We start from the raw sequence: 22,184 nt of genomic DNA on the forward strand, positions 1-22,184 counted from the left end.
TACTGAAATTGATGGATGCCATGGAAATGTGCCCAGGCAACCTTAATAATTTTACCATACTTTGCCAACGATTCAACTATAATTTCCATGGCAATTTCCTGCTTTTTCTATTCTCTCTATCCTTCCCTATTCTCTCTATCCTTTTCCATTCACTCTATTCTTCCATTCTCTCCCTCGTCAGATTCCGAACCCACTTTTCTTTTTTCATACGGACCATGACCCAGGGAAGTTTCCCGACCTCATCCAGACAGGTACAGAAATAGACAAAAAGAACCGGCCAATGGAAAACAAAGGCTCCAAGCAAGGCCGCAGGGATAGCAAAGCACCACATCATGACAATCAGGGAATAGAGATCGAATTTCGTATCTCCGCCGCCATCCAGAATACCGTTGATCGTAACCGTATTCACACAGCGCCCAATCATATAGACCGACAGGATCAGCATCATGCCGAAGAGATAGCCATGTGCCTTTGGTCTAAGTTTCATAGCATTTAAAATCAGGGGCGTCACCAGGAGGACGATGCCCATGGAAAAGAAACCGATGACCCAGGAAATGTTCCTGAGGCGATAGCCATAGGTCCTGGCCCGGTCCAGTTCGCCCGCACCGAGCTCATTTCCGATCATGATTGCGGCTGCTGCCCCGATACCGTTGCAGAGACAGCAAACCAGGTCACGAACAACTGCTGCTGCAGAATTGGCTGCGGCCGCATCCGTCCCCATATGACCGAGGATGGCTGTATATGAGGTGAAGCCAATGCCCCACAGAAGAGATGCTCCCAGGATCGGAAGAGAAAGCTTGATGAAATCGCCGGTCAAAAGGCGGTTTCGGCGAAAGGCATTTCTGAAAAAAGGATGCAGGTAACCGGGCCGATAGGACAGAAAAAGGCAAAGCAGGATCTGGATCAAACCGGAAAGCGTCGTCGCAAGAGCTGCACCCTTTGCCCCCATGGCCGGTGCTCCCAGATATCCGAAAATGAAGACCGAATTCAAGACGATGTTCAAAAGGACCGTCAGGAAAGAAACAAAGGCTCCGGCTGCTGCATGATCTGAGATTCGAAACATGCTTAAATAGAGCTGGCTGAATCCGACAAGGAGATAAGAGACAGCGGCGACCCGAAGATAGTCGCAGCCGATCCGGTTCAGACCCGGGTCATTGGTAAAAAAAGCCATCAGATATTGCGGAAGGAAGAAACAGATCAGGAAAAAAAGAATGTCAATGATCAGAGTCAACCGTAAGCTGATATGGAAAATGTCATCCAGAGATTTCCTGTCCCCTTTTCCCCAGTACTGAGCACCCAGAATGCTCGCCGGTCCCGTCACAGCCGCCGTGAACATGGACAGAATAAACTGAACCTGAGAGGCCAGAGAAACCGCTGCCATGGAATCCTGGTTCAGCCGTCCCAGCATGAAAGCATCTGCCGCAGCCACCATGGCAGCCAGAAGGCTCTGTAAACCGATTGGAAGACTAAGTTCCCATAGTTTTCTAAAGAATACCGGGTCCCCAAGGACCTTTTCTTTCCATTTCATAGTAACCCCCATAAGCCGTCATTTATAAAAAAGCGGATTGCAGCAGGTGATACTGCAATCCACTTTTTATTCTATATGGTTCCATACAAATATTTCTTGTTCAGGCTAAACCAAACGCAAAATACCAATACAAATGTTCTCTGTCATATTCTTACTTACAGAGCTGTTCAATCGCTTCTGCAAAGACCTTCGTTGCGATCACAAGATTCTCAATATCCATAAATTCATCTGCCCCATGCATATGGGTATCAACATCCGGAAGAACGGCTCCGAAAGCGACACCGTTTTTCAGATCATGAACATAGGTGCCACCACCGATGGCAAGGGCTTTCCCTTCCAGACCGGTCACATCGCTATATGCCTTGAGAAGGGTCTGCACGAAGGGGCTGTCAGCGCTTACGGCATGCGGCAGGACCATTCCCGGTGTCGACCAGTCGAAACCGGCCTTTTCAGCCATAGCCTCTGCCACTTTGACACAATTCTCTTCTCCGGCGCACAGAGGGGTCCGGGCATCAAAGGAGAATGACATCTCGTCTCTTGTGACATGATAGAGATCCAGAGTGCAGGTCACTGCGCCGGATGCTTCATCCGACATGGCAATGCCGATTCCAGAGCCATCCGTCACTCCATAAGGGAAGAGAACTTCTACCTCTTTCAAAAGCTTTGTCTCTTCACAACTTGCAAGCGGAAGACGGTTTGCCAGAAGGACTCCGGCAAGACCTGCATTTTTCCCGAGTTCCGGCGTCGATGCGTGGGCGGATTCTCCGATGATGGTGATGGTCTCTGTTTTGGCATCCACTTCACAGGAAACCTGGCAATCCTTCTCTACGGAAGCAATGGCCGCCTTGACCTCTTCTGCATCAAAATCGAGGCCCGAAAAGACAAGCTTTGCCTTCTGGGGAACAGCATTCAGAGCGATTCCGGCATCCAGAGAAACCAGGGCCGGCTTGGCAAGCGATCCGTCAAGCTTCTTAGAAAGTGTCCCGCGGAACTGGCCCTTTTCGATATTAATCAGAGGGAACTCAGCATCCGGAGAGAAGGTCATGGGAGCTTCCTTCTCGACTGCATAATACTTTGTGATATCGATGGATCCGGTTTCCTCATCGGAACCCATGATCAGGCGGACACCCTTTGTCAGCGGGGTCTTCGTTTCCTTCAGGGCACGCATGGCATAGAGGGCGCAGAGAAGGGGTCCCTTGTCATCGGAGGTTCCGCGTCCGTAAAGGCGGCCGTCCTTTTCAATCACATGGAAGGGTTCGGTGACGGTCCAGCCCTCTCCTGCCGGAACGACATCGGTGTGGCCCAGCATGTCCAGGGTGTGGGGCAGGCTGGGATCCAGATCGGCCGTGCCGACATAGTTGTCGTAATTCTTGGTTGCAAAGCCGTAGCCGGCTGCCATGTCGATGGCTGTATTCAGAGCCTTCTTGCACTCAGGTCCGAAGGGGGCGTCGCCTTCGGCATCTGCAAGAACCGAGGGGATGGAGCAGAGCTTCTTTACATCAGTAACGAGTTCGTCCTTATGACTGTCAATCCATTCTGTAACTTTCTGATTCATCTGATTTCTCCTTTTCCTACAGGCCGGATTCTTCGATTCCGGCCTGGTATTTTATTGATAAACCTTTGCTTCTCATTTTATGCTACCGGTGAAATTGAATCAACAAGACCGGCTTCTCTTTTCAAAGATTTTCACCGACTGATTCCTATTTCTCCTCCACGCAGCGGAAGATGAAAAATTTGAGATAATAGGAATTTTCATCTCCATTCAGAAGAATGGGATGGTCGGGGCCCTGGGTCCGGAATTCCACCTGTTGCAGTCTCTTGTGGGCGGACCGGGCAGCTTCGCGGATCATCTTTTCGAAGAGTTCCTGGGTCATGAAATGGGAGCAGGAACAGGTGCAGAGATAGCCTCCGTTCTTCACCAGCTTCAGGCCCCGGATGTTGATTTCCCGGTAACCGTTGATGGCATGCTTTGTCGCTTCCCTGGACTTGGTAAAGGCAGGCGGATCCAGAATGACGATATCGTACTGCTTTCCCTCCTCCTGAAGCTTGGGAAGGGCATCGAAGACATCGGCTGCTTTGAAATAGACCCGGTCGGAAAGGCCGTTTCTTCTGGCATTTTCACTGGCCTGCTCGACAGCAAATTCCGAGATGTCCAGGCCGGTCACCTGGTCTGCACCGGCAAATCCCGCATTCAAGGCAAAGGTCCCCATATGGGTAAAACAGTCGAGGACCCTGAGTTTATTTTTTTTTTCAGCCGAGTCAGAAGCTGTCTCTGGCTCCTTACTTCTGTCCCTGTCTGAGGCAGACACCTTTGACGGATTTCCCTTCAGCCGGCGGACCAGGTGCTGGAGAGCCATACGGTTTTCCTTCTGATCCAGGAAGAAGCCGGTCTTCTGGCCATCTCTCACATCGACATCATAATGGATGCCGTTTTCCGTAATGATCACATGATCATCCCTGGGATCCTCTGAGGTAAAGGAAGCCAGGCCATCCTCTCTCTCAAGAGGGTACCAGCCCTTTTTCGGAAAGAGGCCTTCCTTTTTCCTGACAGCCGCATCGGACCGCTCGAAGATGCCGCGGATCCGGATGCCATCCGCTTTCATGGCATCGACCAGACCGTTTAAAATGTCATCCTTCAGGGCATCGATGCCCAGGGCCAGAGACTGGAAGACTAAAAGGTCCTCATACTTGTCCACAACCAGGCCCGGGAGGAAATCGGCTTCTCCGAAAATCACCCGGCAGGATGAGGTATCGATCACAGCCTTGCGGTAGTCCCAGGCATCCCCTGCCCGTTCCTTCATGAAGTCCGCATCGATGGGATCCTTCCGGAAACGGGAAAGCATGCGGACGCGGATCTTGGACTTTTCATTATAGAAGCCGTAGCCCATAAAATAACCGTCGAAATCCAGAACCCGGACGATGCCGCCGTTCCGGAAAGAAGCCTCATCCGCTTTCTGTAATTCTCCGACCTCATTGTCATAGATCCAGGCACCGCCGGATTTAATGGTACGGCCCTCTCCTTTTTTTAAGATCAGGTCTCCCTGGATCTGATATCGGTCTTCGCTCTCTATCTTCTGATTTTCTTCCATGAATTCAAACTCCTGATTTCTTTAGCCTTTCGGATGAATCTGATTTGTGCTCTTCTGCCCAGGTCTATATTTCCACACCGAATTCTATGCCCCGGTCTGCATTCTGTCTTAGGAAAAATTCTCCAGAGAAAAAGAACCGGCTCGGGTTTCCCCGGGCCGGTATCCCTGATCAATCCTTAGAAGGTAAACTTGTCTGCAAAGTAAGCATCCAGCTCATCGATTGCGATCCGCTCCTGCTCCATGCTATCACGGTCACGAACGGTTACGCAGTGGTCATTCTCAGAATCAAAGTCATAGGTGATGCAGAAAGGTGTTCCAATCTCATCCTGACGACGATAGCGCTTACCGATATTTCCCCGGTCATCGTATTCGCAGTTGTATTTCTTGGCCAGCTTCTGGTAGATCTCTGTTGCCGGTTCTGCCAGCTTCTTCGACAGAGGCAGAATACCGATCTTGACCGGTGCAAGAGCCGGATGGAAATGAAGGACGGTGCGGATGTCCGGCTTCTCCTCGCTTCCGATATTCTCTTCGTCATAGGCTTCGCAAAGGAAGGCCAAAACCACACGGTCCGCTCCCAGTGACGGTTCAATGACATAAGGGAGATACTTCTCGTTCGTTGTCTCATCGAAATAGGTCAGATCCTGACCGGAAACTTCCTGGTGGCGGCCAAGATCGTAATCGGTACGATCTGCAATGCCCCAGAGCTCGCCCCAGCCGAAGGGGAAGGTATATTCGATATCAGTCGTTCCCTTGGAATAGAAAGCCAGCTCTTCCGGATCATGGTCACGGAGACGGATGTGGTCTTCCTTGATGCCGAGAGACAGAAGCCAATCACGGCAGAAGCCTCTCCAGTACTGGAACCATTCCAGATCTGTGCCGGGTTTACAGAAGAATTCCAGCTCCATCTGCTCGAATTCACGGGTACGGAAGGTGAAGTTACCCGGAGTGATCTCATTTCGGAAAGACTTACCGATCTGTCCGATTCCGAAAGGGATCTTCTTTCTGGAAGTCCTCTGTACATTCTTAAAGTTTACGAAAATACCCTGTGCCGTTTCCGGACGAAGATAGACCGTGTTCTTAGCATCCTCGGTTACGCCCTGGAAAGTCTTGAACATCAGGTTAAACTGACGGATGTCTGTAAAATTATGCTTGCCGCAGGAAGGACAGGGAACCTGGTGTTCTTCGATCCACTGCTCCATCTCTTCATTAGACCAGCCGTCTACGGAAGACTTGAGCTCGATACCGTTTTCGGAAGCGAAGTCTTCGATCAGCTTATCTGCCCGGAAACGCTCGTGGCATTCCTTACAATCCATCAAAGGATCGGAGAAACCACCGATATGACCGGATGCGACCCAGGTCTGGGAATTCATGAGGATGGCACAATCGACACCGACATTGTGAGGGCTTTCCTGAACAAATTTCTGCCACCAGGCCTTCTTCACATTATTCTTCAGCTCCACACCCAGATTTCCATAGTCCCAGGTATTGGCCAGACCGCCGTAGATCTCAGAGCCCGGATAGACAAATCCTCTGGACTTAGCAAGCGCTACGATCTTATCCATGGTTTTTTCCATTGTTTTTTCCTCTCCTATTTATAAAACTTGTTATTTGAAACAAATCGGTAAACAAAATTTGTGATTATTGATAGATGATACAGGTCAGAATATCCGAATCCGGTTCCTTATTTTCCGGAGAAATATCGACCGTATCTTCACTGACCAGATGAGTCGCCCGGTCACTCAGATAGCGAATTTTGCCCGGCAGCCTGACCCGAATATTTTCCTGAATCACGAGAACCTTATCACCTTTTTCTTCTGCCTTCTTCAAAGCCTCCTGACTTTTGAGCAGGGATCCTCTCTTGGTAACAGTTTCTACTTTTCGAAAATTATCTTCCAGAGGGAAACCCTTTTTCTCCACAGACCTTGCAGATCCCTGATAGAGAGAATAACCGCTATAGGTCTGATAGAACTTGATCGTCTTGAAGCAAGTCTCGACGTAGAGCTTTCCGTCCACATGAGAAAAACGTCTGACCCTTGCCGAACCGAAACCATGCTCCTTAAAGAAGGAATAGATACTGCTCCGGACGCCCTGCTTTACCTCAGTTTCACTTACTCCACGATTCTTCAGATCAACGACCTCTTCGAGACGGACACTTCCATCCCTTTGAATGGTCAAAGTAGAAACCGGGGATTTTGGACTGATCCGGATCACAGCGATCCGGATGAGAATGATCAAAAGAACGATGATAAGAGCCAGTCCTAAAAGCCAGTTTCGCCGCCGTCTTCTAAGCATCTGCATACGCACCTTGCTGACCGGCCGGCCCTTTCTCTTATTCACTTGTCTTACAGACTTATTTCCGGTCATGGTATTGTTCTATCGTTCCTGGCTCATTCTCTGGTTCACTCATTAAGTGAAAATTATACACTTTGCAGAGTTGGAATTCAATTATCTTCTGGCAAATGCAAATGATCTAAGGAGCCCTGCTAATAGAGCCAAGTCCAAATTGTGCTGAATTCAAGTTAAAAAGGCTTCGGAATGATAGGTCCTCTCCTTGTAGCGGTTCCGATAACGGCGAAGAAAGTCGCAGAAGACTTCTTCCGCTTCGGGTTTCAAGCGGAAGGCATAGAGTCTTGTGATCGGTGCTGTCGTCACATAACGCAGGGCATAGAGTACCGAATCGGAAACCGGTTCACAATCTCTCACATTCTGCCGCATTTCATCGGAAATGGCTCCCCTTTTGGAGATGGAGATGGAATGCAGATCTTCTGTAGAGCCCGAGATCACGCAGTGAAAGAAATCCGGATATTCACCATTGATCACTAGTGTTCGAAGTTCGTAGATCCGTCGGATCATGTCAAATGACATGGCTTTTTTCTCCAGCGCCTTCAGTGTAACAAATAAGAGGTTCACCCGGTCAGATTCATCATTTCCCTCTTGCCCGTAGAACTCGGCGATTTCTGCGAAATAAGAGCCGTAATAAATATTATCTACGGAAGTCAGCATGTCTGTGAAATAGCTCTGCACGTCACAGGCTGTCACAGTCCAGCTGTTCCGCCCCCGGTAAGCTTCAAACGCCCCGAAGGTAAAGGGGCTGCTTGCCGCCCCCAATGGATTGTTCTGTCTCCTGGCTCCCCTGGCAAAGGCAGAAATACAGCCCTCCTCCCGGGTCAGAAGTACGATCCGTCGGTCATTTTCTCCCATCGGCATAGAGGAGAGGACACAACCATGTAATATTGTACGATCGGACATTCTGTCCCTTCCTCCTGCCTTTCTTTATATAGTCAAAGCCAATCGCTTCGTTTCCTAGTCATCCTCTTCTTCGCTGTAGCCGAAATTCTTCAGCTGAGCCGGATTGTCCCTCCAGTTTTTCCGGACCTTGACCCAGAGCTTTAAGTCTACTTTCATATCCAGCATCTTCTCCAGCTCATAACGTGCATCGCTTCCGATCCGTTTCAGCATAGCGCCCTTTTTTCCGATAATGATTCCTTTATGGGATTCCCTCTCGCAGTAGATCGTAGCCTCGATATCCATGAGATGCCGGCCCTTCCTGGGGTGCATCTTCTCGATCGTAACGGCGATCCCATGAGGGATCTCATCCTGAAGGGCATAAAGGGACTTCTCCCGGATGATTTCCGCCGCGATCTCCCGCTCGGTCTGATCTGTGACAGTATCTGCATCATAGAAGGCAGGTCCGTAAGGAAGATAATGGAAGATCGTATCCAGAAGATCCTTGCAGCCCTGACCGCGGAAGGCAGAGATCGGGACGATCTCTGCGAAATTTCCGATCTTCCGATAAGCCTCAATAACCGGAAGAAGGGCCTCATGAGGCACCATATCGGCCTTGTTAATAACAAGGATCAGGGGCTTTTCTACTTTCGCCAGAGCCTCTGCAATTTTCTTATCCTCTTCCGGCACTTTGCTTTTCGGCTCTACCAGCCAGAGAATCAGATCGACATCCCCTAAGGTCTCCTTGACCTGTTTCATCATGTATTCGCCCAGGCGGTTTTTGGCTTTATGGATGCCCGGCGTATCAACGAAAACGATTTGGCCCTTTTCTTCATCGGTATAGACCGTCTTGATCCGGTTTCTGGTGGTCTGGGGCTTATTCGACGTAATGGCGATCTTCTGTCCGGTCAGCCGGTTCAGAAGGGTTGACTTTCCGACATTAGGCCGGCCGATCATGGTCACAAAACCGGATCGAAAGCTTGGATTTATCTCCATATGTTTCTCCTTATTCCGTCAGCCTGCGCAAGGTAGTAAAAAGTTCCCGGTCCTTGTCCAGCTTGCCTTCATTTCCGATCACACAGAGGACTCCTTGATCCAGTGCTGCAGCAACCGGCTCTGCCAGAGCACGGATATCCTCCGGTTTTGCTGTGAGGACCTGGTTTCGGATGGTCTGTATTTCCTCCAAAGGCACTTCCTCGATGTACATGCGCAGATCGCGTAAGCCCAGCATGGAAGGAGGCAGTGGGGTATCCATGGAAGAGATGGTACCGATCACATACTTTGTCATATCCCTCTCATCGGCATCGAAGGACCTGAGATAGTCCGGTGTCTCATCGAAGACCTGAATGGATTCCTTCAAATTCGGATCCCGGTAGGTCACAAAGGTCATGGATCCGTCTCGCTTCATATCGGACATACAGCCGTAGGCACCGCCCTTGACACGGATATTGACCCAGAAATAATCATAGCCCAGGATGACTTTCAAAATGTTCATGGCTCCCTGATAGGAGAAGCCGGCCTTCTGAAAGTCGCCGGCCCGGCAGACATACTGAATCTTGGCCGGGGTCTTGATCCCTTCGTTTAAAAGCTTTCCCTGATAAAGGTCAAAAGATGCTCCCTTGCCGGACGGAGCCTTTAATGTATGGAGCTTTTGGAAGAGCAGGTTGGGGTCCGCCTGTGACAGGTCCCTGACACCGGCAAGTTCCAGTGCCTTCTGGCTGATGGAGTAATCCCCTGCTGCCATAGCCGCTTTCCAGACAGGGATACAGCCTTCTGCTTCCTTTTTTAGATCTTCTCTTCCACTGACATGGCAGAAGAGATTTTCCGGCCGGAAGATCATTAAGATCAATTCCAAAGATTTCCTGCAGAAATCCTCATAATAAGAATCAAAATCCTTCTCAAAAGTCTTCAGATAATCATAATAGGTCAGTCCGTTCTGCGCATCGGCAAGGGCTGCTGCATCATTAAAGTAAGACTTGGCCCGAACAGCGGCTGCCAGATGTCCCTTACTCTGAATCAAAGTTTCGACCGAGGAGATTTCCTGCAGGAGGATCTCCCGAATCCGTTTCTTGTCCTCGAAATGAGAAGCAAAGATCATCTGATCGATCAGGTCCAGGAAATAGCGGGTATTGCCCTGACCGGCAATCATTTTGGCACCGACTTCTACCGTAAGTTCTGCCGACTGATCCTTTTCCTTTCTCCGATAGATGTTGGTACCGATATTCAGTCCGCCCAGATGCAGATTGATCTCATTCGACAGATCCTGATAGCTGTACTTGTCCGTATCTACCAGTCCCATGACCTTGGTCAAAAAGGACAGAACCGGCACATCCTTGGCATGCAGTCTGACATTCCGATAGACAAAGGTGAGATAAAGAATGCCATTCGTTTCAATATCACTGTGGAGAAGATCCGTAGCATCTGCCCGGCTCAGCTTGTAATAAAATGGTCTGGCTTCCTTTTTAAGATCCGACCGTTTCAAAAGGGGAATGGACTTTAATCCCTCTTCGCTTTCCGCTTCTGACTGATATTCCTTCAGATGACGGGTCTTTTGAATGATCGTATCGATCTCTTCCTTCGACAGGGAAGCCTTATATTGATTCAGCTCTTCCTGGAGCTTTTTATCTTCACGAACGGTAAGTCCGGCTTCCGGATCGACGACAACGAAGGAAGCATGCGGATTCGAAAGGAGATACTTTTGGATCAGCTCTTCGAAATAACCGCTTCCGATCTTTTTTCGAACGTCCTGATAAACCTTCAGACTGTGAAGGACTGTGAATGGCTGGTCATCGTCATAGAGCCAGGTATCGAACAGGTTCAAGCCGTAGATCAGGCCCTTGGGAAAACCGCCGAAATCAGCTTCGCGGAAACGGAATTCCGAATTATTAAGAGAAGCTTCCAGAGACTTTGGATCCACGCCGTTTTTCACCTGATCTTCCAGGACCTTCTTTACAATGGTCAAAAACTGAGCCTTTTTGTCCGGATCCGATCCCTTGACCGTAATGGAAAAAGTCGGCTGGAGGGTCCCGCTGTCAAAACCTCCGGTTACATCCTTGCCGATGCCATTGGCGAGAAGTTCCTTCTGCAGAGGCGCACCGGGAGCAGACAAAAGGGCATATTCCAGGGCATCGAAAGCTGTGATCAATTCCTGATCCAGAGCATTTCCGATCACATAATTTAAAGAGAGATAGGTCTGACCGGACAGATCCTGACCCTCGGAAACCGGATAGTGCATCGTGAGTTCATGAATCTTGTCAAAGGGCTTCTGCAGATCAATATGGGAATCCACATCAATTCTGTCATAGTGAGAGAGATACTCCCGATCCAGATAGTTCAGTCTCTCTTCGAAATCCATGTCTCCATAGAGATAGATATAAGAATTGACCGGATGATAGAAACGCCTGTGGAAATCCAGATAGGCCTCCCTTGTCAGTGTCGGAATGACCTTTGGATCTCCGCCGGACTCGATACCGTAAGTCGTATCCGGGAAGAGAGAATTCATGATCTGCCGTTCCAGGACATCATCCGGATTGGAAAAAGCGCCCTTCATTTCATTATAAACAACACCATTCAGTTTCAAATCGCCGTCCGGCTGATCCAGTTCGTAATGCCAGCCCTCTTGAGCGAAAATCTCCGGCTTGTCATAGATATTGGGATGAAACACGGCATCCATATAAACATCCATCAGATTGGCAAAATCCTGATCATTGGTGGATGCCACCGGATAGACCGTCTTGTCCGGATAAGTCATAGCATTGAGAAAGGTATTGAGAGAACCCTTCACCAGTTCCACAAAAGGATCCTTTAAGGGATACTTCTCGGAGCCGCATAGGACCGTATGCTCGATGATATGAGCGACACCGGTCGAATCCTTGGGCGGTGTCCGAAAGCCGATATAGAAGACCTTATTCTCGTCTTCGTTAGCAATCAGAGCCAGTCTTGCGCCGGATTTTTTATGGCGTAAGACATAGCCTTTCGAGTGAATATCCGAGAGATCCTCCTCCCGAATGCATTCATAAGTATCTGGAATGTTAAATGACTTCATAAAATTTCCTGTTCCTTTTTCTTACTTGATACAAACTGTCCTTCGCAGAAAAGCTTAGGACTCATTCTGCCCGACTATGCACATCCAGCTGAGGATAAGGGATCGAGATCCCGGCCTCATCCAGAGCATATTTCATATTCTCCAGCATACGGAAGCGGACCTCCCAGTAGTCTTCGGTCTTTGTTTGGAAACGTAGACCAAGCACAACACTGGATTCTCCCAGTTCTTTGACAAAGACAGAAGGGGTCGAATCCGGCAGCCGTTTCTTCTCTTTCATGGCCAGGGTAAAAAGGACATCCTTTGCTGTCCGGATGTCGTCATCATAAGAGATGCCAACCTCCAGATCCAGGAGTCTCGACATGGCATGCGTCACATTTGTCAGAGAGGCATTGGCCAGAACGCCGTTCGGGATCACAATCGTCTTATTGTCCAGGGAATGAAGCTTGGTATAAAAGATTGAGATTTCCGCCACCGTCCCCTCATTCTTATGGGTATCCTCCACAATATAATCGCCAACCACAAAGGGCTTTAAGAGAAGGATCAGTACACCGCCGGCAAAATTCGACAGGGCTCCCTGGAGAGCCAGGCCGGCCGTCACACCCATGGATGCAACGACTGCCGCAAGCGATGTGGCTTCGATTCCAAAGACACGAAGGATCAAAGCGATCAGAGCCAGATAACAGATGACCTTGACGCAGGCATCCACAAACTGACGAATGCCTGTCTCGATCTGATGCCGTTCCAGGGCCTTTCGAACCAGTTTTCGGATGAATTTTGTCACCTTCATTCCGATAAACCAGACCAGAAGAGCCAGAAGAACCAGAGTGGCAAAGGAAATCACATGGGGAATCTGGTCCTCCAGCCACTGCTGGAAAACTCCCGTCGAGAGAGAACTGCTTGTCTTCTCTGCCTGCCTGGCCAGATCTGTGACCTGCTTGGTGGAATCCTTGGCAGTAAGACTTGTATCCTTTCCTTTGGATAAAAACAAGCCTGCCGCCTTGGAGAGAAGAAACTGTGTATTCATGATCAATCCTCCAGAGAATGAATGAAGAGACCACTTAAGAGCTTTGGTTCAAACCAGGTGGACTTGGGCGGCATCCTTCTGCCAAGGTCTGCAACCTGCATCAGTTCCGAAAGGCTGGTCGGATACATGGCGATGGCCGCGAGACAGTCCTTTTCGCAGCGATTCTCCAGTTCTTCCAGACCATGAATGCCTCCGACATAATCAATCTTCGGATCGGTCCTCGGATTCTCGATGCCCAGGATCTCCCGGCAGACATATTTCTGAAGGAGAGCTACATCCAGGCCTTCCACCGGATCATTCGACCGGACGTCCTCATGGAACTTGCAGAGATACCAGCGGCCGCCGACATAAAGAGAAAAGCTGCCCTTCTCCTTGGGACGGACGGTATTTTCCAGGAACTCATGGTGTTTCTGATCCATGGCGGCCTTAGGATCCGAAGCCTCCATCTGCTTCATACCGCCGAGTTCCAGGACCGGCTGGATATCGCAATGAAAGAGAAGGCTGGCTAAGAATTCATCCCTGTCCAGGTCGTTTAAGGACCGGAAAACCCGATTATAGTCCAGAGATTTGACCTCATCCTCCGAGAAAATAACGGAGAGGAAGTAGTTGAATTCTTCATTCCCGGTATAATGCGGGTTATATTTCCTTCTCTTCTCACAGACCTTGACCGCAGCAGCTGCCCGGTGATGGCCATCGCAAATGTAGAGCGAGCCCAGCTCCCGGTACAAAGCCTTCAATTGATCAATCGTCGTCGGATCCGTAATAGCAAACCCACGCTGGCGCACCTTTTGGTCAGTCGTAAAGTCAAAAAGAAGCTGTTCCTTCGTCTTCTGCGCTTCCAGGAGAGTTTTCAATTCCTGACTCTTTTTATTGACGAGAAAAACCGGTCCGGTCTGGGCATTGACAATATCGATATGGAGGACACGGTCATTTTCCTTGGCTTCCAGAGTATCCTCATGGCGCTTGATGATACCATTTTCATAATCGTCAACAGAAGTCAGAGCCACAAGGCCTGTCTGGACCCTTCCCTGCATGGTCAGTTCATAGAGATAGAGGCCGGGCTTTTGGTCCCTCTGATAATCGCCCTCATGAACCTCTTCCCAGAAGAGATCGTGAGCCTTCTGATAGACGTCTGCCTGATAAGGGTCCATTCCCTCCGGAAAATTGACCTCAGCCCGATCGATCCGGAGGAAAGAAAGGGGCCGGTCCTTGGTTCTCTCCCTGGCCTCTTCTGTGGAATAGACATCATAGGGTAAGGATGCGATCTCAGAAGAGAGATTCGCTGCGGGACGGATCGCACAAAATGGTCTGATGACTGCCATAAATAAATAACCTTCTTTCTATCATTCATATGTTTCCCGTGAATGCTTCATTCGCGGATTCTCATTCTTTTTTCTGACCGAATCATAAAGTCTCTCCGGCATGAGGCATGCGGATCAAGGTCTCCTTGGAAAGAATCCGAATCTGATCGCCGCCGGAGCGTTTCATCTGATACATGGCCGCATCCGCCTGGGAGGCAAAATCCCAGACACGGTTCTCCTTGACCGGTACAGAAAAGCTGATCCCCTGGGAAACAGTTGCCTGGGGCAGGCCGGATAAACGCAAATTGTCGTAGATATCCTGCCGAAGTTTCTCTGCTGTTTCCCGGATTCCTTCATAATCCAGGCCAGTATAGAGAATGGTAAACTCATCCCCTCCATAGCGGAAGACCTGGACCTGATCAGAGACCATTTTTCGAAGCGAATCCGCAACCACTTTTAAGACCTGATCTCCTGCCCGGTGGCCATAAGTATCATTGACCTGTTTAAAATGATCGATATCCATCATTTCAATTGCAAAATTTTCCTGCTTCTCAAGGCTTTGCTGAAGCAGGCGATCTGCCATCTCATTATAGCGGGCCCGATTGGGGATGCCTGTCAAAGCATCCGTATTCGCCCGCTTTTCCAAAAGGATATTCTGCTCCATCGACTGATCCAGAGACTTCTGCATCTCCATGAGAAGACTGATGGTATGATTCTGGATCCTGGTTCTTTCCGTCATGAAATGACAATAACGGCGAAACTGAGTCAATTCCTCATCCCGATCCCCGAGAGACTCTGCCATACGAATGCGATATCCGGCCAGCCGGGCCTGGCAATCCGGGAAATCGTCCTTGTTGAGGCCCTGGTCCATGTGATTCAGAACGATCTTCATTTCCGGAAATTTCCCCTTGGATTCCAGATAATTCAGAAAGGAGATGGTTGGCCAGAAATAATCGATCGGATATTCTATCTTGAGATAAGACGCGAGCGCCTTCTGTTCAAAGCTTTCCACATTTTCTTGTTTCCCCAGAAAGGCGGAAAAAAGAAGCAGTACCATGTATTGTTCAAAACAATCCTTTTCTTCCGGACATGCCTGGATCTCCCGATTCAGACGTTTCAGATATGCCCGGGCTTCTCCTTCATTTCCAAGGTTAATCTCCAGAAGAACAAGTCCCCTGTAAATCACCGGCAGGAGTCCCTGATAATTCGAACTTTTGGCATAAAGCCTTTCGCAATAGATCAGGCTCTGAAGGTACATCTTCCTTGCATCCAGAAGATTTCCGGTTCGATCACAGAGCTCGGCACAATTCGCATAAAGCATGGTAGCCAGATGATCATAGTCCGGATGATCTCTTAAAATTGCGATTCCTCTGATATAACTCTGAAAGGCTGCGGAATTATCGCCCTGATGGGAGAAAATAATGCCAAGAAGGTTATAGCACTGTCCCAAATGATCATAATCCCCGGCATCATTCAATGATTTCATAGCCTCATGGATATGTGCGATACTGTTCTCACTATCCATCAGCATATAGTAAGCATCCCCGGTCCAAAAATGGGCCAGGCCGATCATTCCGACATTCTTCTCCTCCTCTGCCCGGGCCAGCATGGAACGGGCCAGAGAAAGGACTCTCTCCGGATCCTGAAAACGAACGTGGCGGATTTCTTCTGTTTTTATTTGATACCAATCCTTGTCAGAAATTCTGTTGTCTGTCATCCTTATATTCTTCTCGCTGACTAGTCAAATATTTCTTTTTTCTACATACTTCTTTTATGATACGGCGAAATGAAAATCTCTGCAATTACAAAACGTAAAAAAAGAAAACGGGCCAGAAACTGATCTGACCCGTCCTTTGTCTGTCTTCATCCGGTTCCTTGCATGCCATAAGATACCAAAAATCAAAAGCATCTCTACACAGAAAGCTTTCTGAATGCCTTCTTTTTTGTATCCTTCACTTCTTACTTGATGACACGCACTTTATAGACTTCATCAATCGCATTCAAAGCCTGAATGGTCTCTTCCTTCAATTCACCGTCATAGTCCAGAAGGGAATAAGCGAAATCGCCCTTGCCCTTATTTGTCATGTCCGTGATATTTAAGCCGGCATCTCCAAGGATCGAAGTGTATTTCGCAATGACGCCCTTGGTGTTGTGATGGAGAAGAGCAAGCCGACCGTCTGCTGTGCAGATACCCATATTGCAGTCCGGATAATTAACGGAATGGGTGATATTTCCATTCTCCATATAATCCATGATCTCCTTTACGGCCATGACTGCACAGTTCTCTTCCGACTCATCCGTAGATGCGCCAAGATGCGGGGTCGCGATGACGCCCTCCTTGCCGGCCGTCAGCGGATTGGGGAAATCCGTGACATACTTACGGATCTTTCCGGCGGCGATCCCGTCCATGACTGCTGCTTCATCATAGATCACGTCTCTGGAATAATTGAGAAGGATCACGCCCTTCTTCATGCTCTCGATGGCTTCCCGATTGATCATGCCCCGTGTCGAATCCAGAAGAGGAATGTGGACCGTGATGAAATCTGCTTCCGCATAGAGACGGGCAGGGTTGGTCTCATGATGGACCTCTCTGGACAGGTTCCAGGCAGCATTGACGGAAATATAAGGATCATAGCCATAGACTTCCATACCGAGACTTACAGCTGCATTGGCGACCATCTGTCCGATGGCGCCAAGGCCGATCACGCCCAGTTTCTTTCCGGAAAGCTCGGTTCCCTTGAACTGCTTCTTAGCTTTCTCCATATTCTTACTGATGTCAGGGTCAGAGGCATTTTCCCTGGACCAGTTGACACCACCGACGACATCCCTGGAAGCCAGGATCATGCCGGCGATAACGAGCTCCTTGACGCCGTTTGCATTGGCACCGGGTGTATTGAAGACTACAACACCTTGCTTTGCATAGGCTTCCAGAGGAATATTATTGACTCCGGCGCCGGCTCTTGCTACAGCAACGGTCTTTTGATCCAATGTAATGTCATGCATCTTGGCGGAACGAACCAGAACGCAGTCTGCATCAGTGATCTCTTCGGTTTTCTGGTAATTGGTATTAAAGTGATCCAAGCCGGTCTGGCTTAATGGATTCAGACAATGGTATTTATACATTTTCTTTTTCCTTCCCTAATTCTTGATCCATCGATTGGGCTTTTCTCTTACTGATTTCTATTTCAAGTTCTTCTTTTCAAAGTCTTCCATGAAGTTGACCAGAGCCTCGACGCCTTCCTTCGGCATGGCATTATAGATAGAAGCCCGCATACCGCCGACGGTTCTGTGTCCCTTCAGATTTTCAAGGCCTGCGGCCTTGGCTTCTGCAACGAATTTGGCATCCATGTCCTTGTCGCCTGTGACAAAAGGAACATTCATAAGAGACCGGCTGTCCTTCTCAACCGTTCCTTTGAAAAGCTTGGACTGATCCAGATAATCATAGAGGATCTTGGCCTTCTCTTCGTTTCTGGTCTTCATGGCAGCCAGTCCGCCCTGCTTCTTCAGCCACTTGAATACCAGGCCGCAGATATAGATGGCCCAGCAGTTCGGGGTATTAAAGAGAGAATCCTTGTCCGCCTGAGTCTTCCACTTTAACATGGTCGGTGTGCCCGGATAGACATCGTCTGTGATCAAGTCATCCCGGATGATATCAATGACCAGTCCGGCAGGGCCTACATTTTTCTGAATGCCGCCGTAGATCACTGCATAGTCCTTCACATTGACCGGTTCGCTTAAGAACATGGAAGAAACATCTGCTACCAGGTCCACACCCTTGGTGTTGGGAAGCTTTGGATAGCGGGTGCCGTAGATGGTATTGTTCTGGCAGATATAAATATAGTCCATGTCGTCCGTGATCGGCAGATCGCTGCAATCCGGGATATAGCTGTAGGTCTTGTCCTCAGAAGAAGCCAGGGCAATGGCATCACCGTAACGCTTAGCCTCGCCGTAAGCCTTCTTGGCCCACTGACCGGTGATGATGTAACCGGCCTTCTTATGCTTTGTCATAAGATTCATAGGGATGGCGGAGAACTGCTGCCAGGCGCCTCCCTGAAGGAAAAGCACCTTGTAATTGTCCGGGATTTCCATCAGGTCACGGATATCTTTTTCAGCGGTTTCAATGATATCAGCGAACATTTGAGATCGGTGTGACATCTCCATAACGGACATACCATAGCCCTTGTAGTCAAGCAAGTCTCTCTGTGCTTCTTCGAGCACTTCGAGAGGTAATACTGCGGGTCCTGCGGAAAAGTTGTACACTCTCTTCATTGTTCTTGTTTCCTTTCTTTATACTCATGATCAGAAATCTGATCCGGTTCCCTACTGAATATTCTCATCCTCACCACTGAAACAGTCGCGGATCGGCGCACCCGGCGCCACCATCGGCCAGACCTTATCATCGGAGCCGATGATACAATCGATAACCGTCGGTTTCTTCTCTTTCAAGGCACGATCAAAGGCTTCTTTGAATTCCTCCCGGCTCTTGGCCCTATAAGCCTTACAGCCCATGGCCTCTGCCAGACGGACATAATCAACGCCATCATCCAGGATGGTTGCGGAATAGCGCTTGCCATAGAAGAGATCCTGCCACTGGCGGACCATGCCAAGCACATGATTATTCATAATGATCTCGATCAGAGGAAGATGATTCCTCGAAGCCGTTGCCAGCTCATTCATATTCATCCGGAAACATCCGTCTCCGGCGAAATTCACAACCGTCTTGTCCGGATTTCCGATCTGTGCACCAATCGCGGCGCCCAGGCCGTAGCCCATCGTTCCAAGCCCTCCGGAAGTCAGGAACTGATGCGGTCTATGGAACTTGTAATACTGGGCCGTCCACATCTGGTGCTGACCGACCTCCGTCACAACGATCGCATCGCCCTGTGTTTTTTGATAAACATAGTCCACAGCAAATGGGCCTGTCAGCCCCTCCTTTGCTATAGTCATAGGAAATTTCTCTTTCAAGCCCTGAATCTTTTCATTCCATTCCTCATGATGGAGTTCCGGAAGCATCTGATTCAATCGCTTTAAGACCTCCTTCAGATCGCCGAGGATCTCCTGATCCACTAAAAGATTCTTATTGATCTCCGCCGCATCGACATCGACCTGGAGAATCTTCGCATCCATGGCAAATTTCTTCGGATTTCCAAGAACCCGGTCAGAGAAACGTGTACCAAGGGCAATGAGAAGGTCACAATCTGAGACGCCCAGATTCGAAGTCTTGGTCCCGTGCATGCCAAGCATGCCGGTATAATGCCGGTCTCTGCCGTCGAAGGCACCCTTTCCCATCAAAGAATCAGCGACCGGCGCATCCACCTTCCGAACGAATTCAGCCAGTTCCGGGGAGGCATCCGAAATCACTGCACCGCCTCCAACGAAAATATAGGGCTTCTTAGAAGCCTCAATCATCTGCACTGCTGCCTGAAGATCCTCTTCCCGAATCTTGTCGGTCTTCCTTTCTGCCGGCTTTACTTGTTTCTTCTCATAATCACAGACAGCCGCCGTGACATCCTTCGGAATATCCACCAGGACCGGACCGGGCCGGCCGGATTTTGCAATACGGAAGGCCCTCCGGATGGTATCTGCAAGGCGATTCACATCCTTTACAATAAAATTGTGCTTGGTGATCGGCATGGTAATACCGGCGATATCCACTTCCTGAAAAGAATCCTTGCCCAGAAGGCTGACTCCGACATTACAGGTAATGGCGACAATGGGGACAGAATCCATATAAGCCGTAGCAATACCGGTCACAAGGTTTGTGGCTCCGGGGCCGCTGGTCGCAAAACAGACACCGACTTTTCCGGTAGAGCGGGCATAACCGTCTGCCGCATGGGATGCACCCTGCTCATGACTGGTCAGGATATGACGGATCTCATCCTGATGCTTATATAATTCATCATATACATTCAGGATCGCACCGCCCGGATAACCGAAAACGGTATCAACTCCTTGTTCTTTCAGGCATTCGATGACGATCTGTGCGCCTGTAAGCTGCATAAACTCTCCTCTTTCCTTTTCTTTCCTGTATTTTTCGTATTCCTGACAGAAATACCATTTCGTATTTCAAATGTTCTGATCACAGCTCCAAAGCCATTTACTCAGCCTTCGGAATTTCGAGAATAGCTCCCCGGTTTCCGGAAGTTACCATAGCCTGATAGCGTGCCAGATATCCCGTCGTCACCTTTGGCTGATGGGGCTTCCATGCTGCCTTACGACGACTCAGTTCCTCGTCGGAGACATCCAGCTTGATCGACAGATTGTCGATATCGATCTCGATCGTATCGCCTTCTTCGACCAGGGCGATCGGTCCGCCGACTGCAGCTTCCGGTGAGACATGACCGATCGATGCGCCACGGCTGGCGCCGGAGAAACGGCCATCTGTGATCAAGGCAACCGAATCGCCAAGGCCCATACCGGCGATCGCGCTGGTCGGATTCAGCATTTCTCTCATTCCAGGGCCGCCCTTAGGTCCTTCATAACGAATGACAACGACATCGCCGGGATGGATATCACCACCCTTGATGGCCTTGATGGCATCCTCTTCGCAATCGAAAACTCTGGCCGGTCCTGTGTGCTTCATCATTTCGGGAACAACAGCCGAACGCTTGACAACAGATCCGTCCGGAGCGAGATTTCCCTTCAGAACGGCAAGTCCGCCGGTCTTCATATAAGGATTGTCTACCGGACGAATGACTTCGGGGTTTAAATTTACAGCAGTAGAAATTGCCTGGCCGATCGTCTGACCGGTAACCGTCAGACAGTCCGTATGAAGCAGGCCGATATCCGCCAATTCCTTCATAACGGCATAGACGCCGCCGGCCTCATTCAGATCCTCCATATAAGTCGGACCGGCAGGAGCCAGATGGCAGAGATTCGGGGTCTTCTCCGAAATCGGATTTGCAAAACTGATATCAAAATCAAAACCGATCTCATGGGCGATGGCCGGCAGATGCAACATGGAATTGGTCGAGCAGCCCAGTGCCATATCCACCGTCAATGCATTTAAGATCGCATCCTTTGTCATGATCTGTCTTGCTGTAATTCCCTTACGGAAGAGGTCCATCACCGCATATCCGGCCTTCTTTGCCAGACGAAGTCTTGCAGAGTATACAGCCGGTATGGTTCCGTTCCCACGAAGACCCATACCCATGGCCTCGGTCAGGCAGTTCATGGAGTTTGCCGTGTACATGCCGGAGCAGGAGCCACAGCTCGGGCACACATTTTCTTCGTAATTACGAACCTCCTCTACAGACATCTTGCCGGCTGCATTGGCTCCGACAGCCTCGAACATGGAAGACAGGGATCTCTTCTTGCCATTGACATGGCCGGCCAACATAGGGCCTCCGGAAACGAAGACCGTCGGCAGATCGAGCCGGGCAGCCGCCATCAGAAGTCCCGGAACATTCTTATCACAGTTCGGGATCATAACCAGAGCATCGAACTGGTGGGCAATGGCCAGAGCCTCGGTCGAATCTGCGATCAAATCTCTCGTAATAAGAGAATACTTCATACCGATATGTCCCATGGCAATCCCATCGCAGACCGCAATGGCAGGAACAACGACCGGCATACCACCGGCCTCTGCAACGCCCATCTTGACGGCTTCCGTAATCTTATCCAGGTTCATATGACCCGGTATAATTTCATTAAAGGAGCTTACGATCCCTACGATTGGTTTCTTCATTTCTTCTGCGGTCCAGCCGAGAGCATTTAAAAGGCTTCTGGCCGGTGCCTGCTGCATTCCTGATTTCATATGATCTGATTTCATATGGGTCCTCCTTTGAGGTTATTGATTCAAATGACAAGTAATCTTTTTATGAAATATTCTTCAAGTTATAATTGAATGATATTCACTTAATAATGATAATCATTTACTACAGGCAATTCAATAGAAATTTTAACTTTTATACGTTGAATTGTTGCCGTATATTTTATCACAAATAGTCAAATGTGGGTCAATATTCTGATT

General features: G+C 49.3%; 15 protein-coding genes. All 15 read right to left on the bottom strand.

Annotated features, from left to right (window positions below; genetic code table 11):
* Positions 1–154: 154 nt before the first annotated feature.
* The 15 genes from ACKX2L_RS00545 to ilvD all read right to left on the bottom strand — a co-directional run bounded on the left by ACKX2L_RS00545 (position 155) and on the right by ilvD (position 21,983).
* Positions 155–1,528 (bottom strand): MATE family efflux transporter, encoded by a 1,374-nt coding sequence (locus ACKX2L_RS00545; protein ID WP_497551213.1) that lies wholly within the window; start codon positions 1,526–1,528, stop codon positions 155–157.
* Positions 1,529–1,679: 151 nt separating this feature from the next.
* Positions 1,680–3,083 carry a Sapep family Mn(2+)-dependent dipeptidase gene (locus tag ACKX2L_RS00550; protein ID WP_497551212.1) on the bottom strand — a complete coding sequence of 468 codons (1,404 nt, stop codon included), beginning with the start codon at positions 3,081–3,083 and terminating at the stop codon, positions 1,680–1,682.
* 145 nt (positions 3,084–3,228) lie between these two features.
* Positions 3,229–4,617 carry a class I SAM-dependent rRNA methyltransferase gene (locus ACKX2L_RS00555; RefSeq protein ID WP_497551211.1) on the bottom strand — a complete coding sequence of 463 codons (1,389 nt, stop codon included), beginning with the start codon at positions 4,615–4,617 and terminating at the stop codon, positions 3,229–3,231.
* A gap of 176 nt (positions 4,618–4,793) precedes the next feature.
* Positions 4,794–6,191, bottom strand: a complete 1,398-nt coding sequence (locus tag ACKX2L_RS00560) for a glycine--tRNA ligase (RefSeq protein WP_497551210.1) — start codon at positions 6,189–6,191, stop codon at positions 4,794–4,796.
* A gap of 64 nt (positions 6,192–6,255) precedes the next feature.
* Positions 6,256–6,981 carry a hypothetical protein gene (locus ACKX2L_RS00565; RefSeq protein ID WP_497551209.1) on the bottom strand — a complete coding sequence of 242 codons (726 nt, stop codon included), beginning with the start codon at positions 6,979–6,981 and terminating at the stop codon, positions 6,256–6,258.
* A gap of 150 nt (positions 6,982–7,131) precedes the next feature.
* Positions 7,132–7,866, bottom strand: a complete 735-nt coding sequence (gene recO / locus ACKX2L_RS00570) for a DNA repair protein RecO (RefSeq protein WP_497552411.1) — start codon at positions 7,864–7,866, stop codon at positions 7,132–7,134.
* Between the two features lie 54 nt (positions 7,867–7,920).
* The gene (era, locus tag ACKX2L_RS00575; RefSeq protein ID WP_497552538.1) at positions 7,921–8,832 is read right to left on the bottom strand and encodes a GTPase Era; all 912 of its coding nucleotides are present in this window, start codon (positions 8,830–8,832) and stop codon (positions 7,921–7,923) included.
* 16 nt (positions 8,833–8,848) lie between these two features.
* Positions 8,849–11,887, bottom strand: a complete 3,039-nt coding sequence (locus ACKX2L_RS00580; protein ID WP_497552412.1) for an insulinase family protein — start codon at positions 11,885–11,887, stop codon at positions 8,849–8,851.
* Between the two features lie 61 nt (positions 11,888–11,948).
* The gene (locus ACKX2L_RS00585) at positions 11,949–12,911 is read right to left on the bottom strand and encodes a mechanosensitive ion channel family protein (protein ID WP_497552413.1); all 963 of its coding nucleotides are present in this window, start codon (positions 12,909–12,911) and stop codon (positions 11,949–11,951) included.
* Between the two features lie 2 nt (positions 12,912–12,913).
* Entirely contained in the window at positions 12,914–14,233 is a 1,320-nt protein-coding gene (locus ACKX2L_RS00590; RefSeq protein WP_497552414.1) for a DUF1015 domain-containing protein, read from the bottom strand.
* A gap of 82 nt (positions 14,234–14,315) precedes the next feature.
* On the bottom strand, positions 14,316–15,929 hold the full coding sequence (locus tag ACKX2L_RS00595) for a diguanylate cyclase domain-containing protein (RefSeq protein ID WP_497552415.1): 1,614 nt from the start codon (positions 15,927–15,929) through the stop codon (positions 14,316–14,318).
* A 242-nt stretch (positions 15,930–16,171) separates the two neighbouring features.
* Positions 16,172–17,335 (bottom strand): 3-phosphoglycerate dehydrogenase family protein, encoded by a 1,164-nt coding sequence (locus ACKX2L_RS00600; RefSeq protein ID WP_497551203.1) that lies wholly within the window; start codon positions 17,333–17,335, stop codon positions 16,172–16,174.
* A gap of 57 nt (positions 17,336–17,392) precedes the next feature.
* Entirely contained in the window at positions 17,393–18,481 is a 1,089-nt protein-coding gene (gene serC / locus ACKX2L_RS00605) for a 3-phosphoserine/phosphohydroxythreonine transaminase (RefSeq protein WP_497552416.1), read from the bottom strand.
* 51 nt (positions 18,482–18,532) lie between these two features.
* On the bottom strand, positions 18,533–20,212 hold the full coding sequence (ilvB, locus tag ACKX2L_RS00610; RefSeq protein WP_497552417.1) for a biosynthetic-type acetolactate synthase large subunit: 1,680 nt from the start codon (positions 20,210–20,212) through the stop codon (positions 18,533–18,535).
* Between the two features lie 97 nt (positions 20,213–20,309).
* Positions 20,310–21,983 carry a dihydroxy-acid dehydratase gene (ilvD, locus tag ACKX2L_RS00615; protein WP_497551200.1) on the bottom strand — a complete coding sequence of 558 codons (1,674 nt, stop codon included), beginning with the start codon at positions 21,981–21,983 and terminating at the stop codon, positions 20,310–20,312.
* Between the last annotated feature and the right edge of the window lie 201 nt (positions 21,984–22,184).

This window comes from Porcibacter vitabionis, from assembly GCF_046263795.1.
GTDB lineage: Bacteria > Bacillota > Clostridia > Lachnospirales > Lachnospiraceae > Lachnocurva.

What these genes read in the sequence shown, in the direction of transcription:
- ACKX2L_RS00545 (WP_497551213.1), bottom strand. Translation starts at nt 1,528, where the DNA reads ATGAAATGGAAAGAAAAGGTCCTTGGGGACCCGGTATTCTTTAGAAAA.
- ACKX2L_RS00550 (WP_497551212.1), bottom strand. Translation starts at nt 3,083, where the DNA reads ATGAATCAGAAAGTTACAGAATGGATTGACAGTCATAAGGACGAACTC.
- ACKX2L_RS00555 (WP_497551211.1), bottom strand. Translation starts at nt 4,617, where the DNA reads ATGGAAGAAAATCAGAAGATAGAGAGCGAAGACCGATATCAGATCCAG.
- ACKX2L_RS00560 (WP_497551210.1), bottom strand. Translation starts at nt 6,191, where the DNA reads ATGGAAAAAACCATGGATAAGATCGTAGCGCTTGCTAAGTCCAGAGGA.
- ACKX2L_RS00565 (WP_497551209.1), bottom strand. Translation starts at nt 6,981, where the DNA reads ATGACCGGAAATAAGTCTGTAAGACAAGTGAATAAGAGAAAGGGCCGG.
- recO (WP_497552411.1), bottom strand. Translation starts at nt 7,866, where the DNA reads ATGTCCGATCGTACAATATTACATGGTTGTGTCCTCTCCTCTATGCCG.
- ACKX2L_RS00580 (WP_497552412.1), bottom strand. Translation starts at nt 11,887, where the DNA reads ATGAAGTCATTTAACATTCCAGATACTTATGAATGCATTCGGGAGGAG.
- ACKX2L_RS00585 (WP_497552413.1), bottom strand. Translation starts at nt 12,911, where the DNA reads ATGAATACACAGTTTCTTCTCTCCAAGGCGGCAGGCTTGTTTTTATCC.
- ACKX2L_RS00590 (WP_497552414.1), bottom strand. Translation starts at nt 14,233, where the DNA reads ATGGCAGTCATCAGACCATTTTGTGCGATCCGTCCCGCAGCGAATCTC.
- ACKX2L_RS00595 (WP_497552415.1), bottom strand. Translation starts at nt 15,929, where the DNA reads ATGACAGACAACAGAATTTCTGACAAGGATTGGTATCAAATAAAAACA.
- ACKX2L_RS00600 (WP_497551203.1), bottom strand. Translation starts at nt 17,335, where the DNA reads ATGTATAAATACCATTGTCTGAATCCATTAAGCCAGACCGGCTTGGAT.
- serC (WP_497552416.1), bottom strand. Translation starts at nt 18,481, where the DNA reads ATGAAGAGAGTGTACAACTTTTCCGCAGGACCCGCAGTATTACCTCTC.
- ilvB (WP_497552417.1), bottom strand. Translation starts at nt 20,212, where the DNA reads ATGCAGCTTACAGGCGCACAGATCGTCATCGAATGCCTGAAAGAACAA.
- ilvD (WP_497551200.1), bottom strand. Translation starts at nt 21,983, where the DNA reads ATGAAATCAGATCATATGAAATCAGGAATGCAGCAGGCACCGGCCAGA.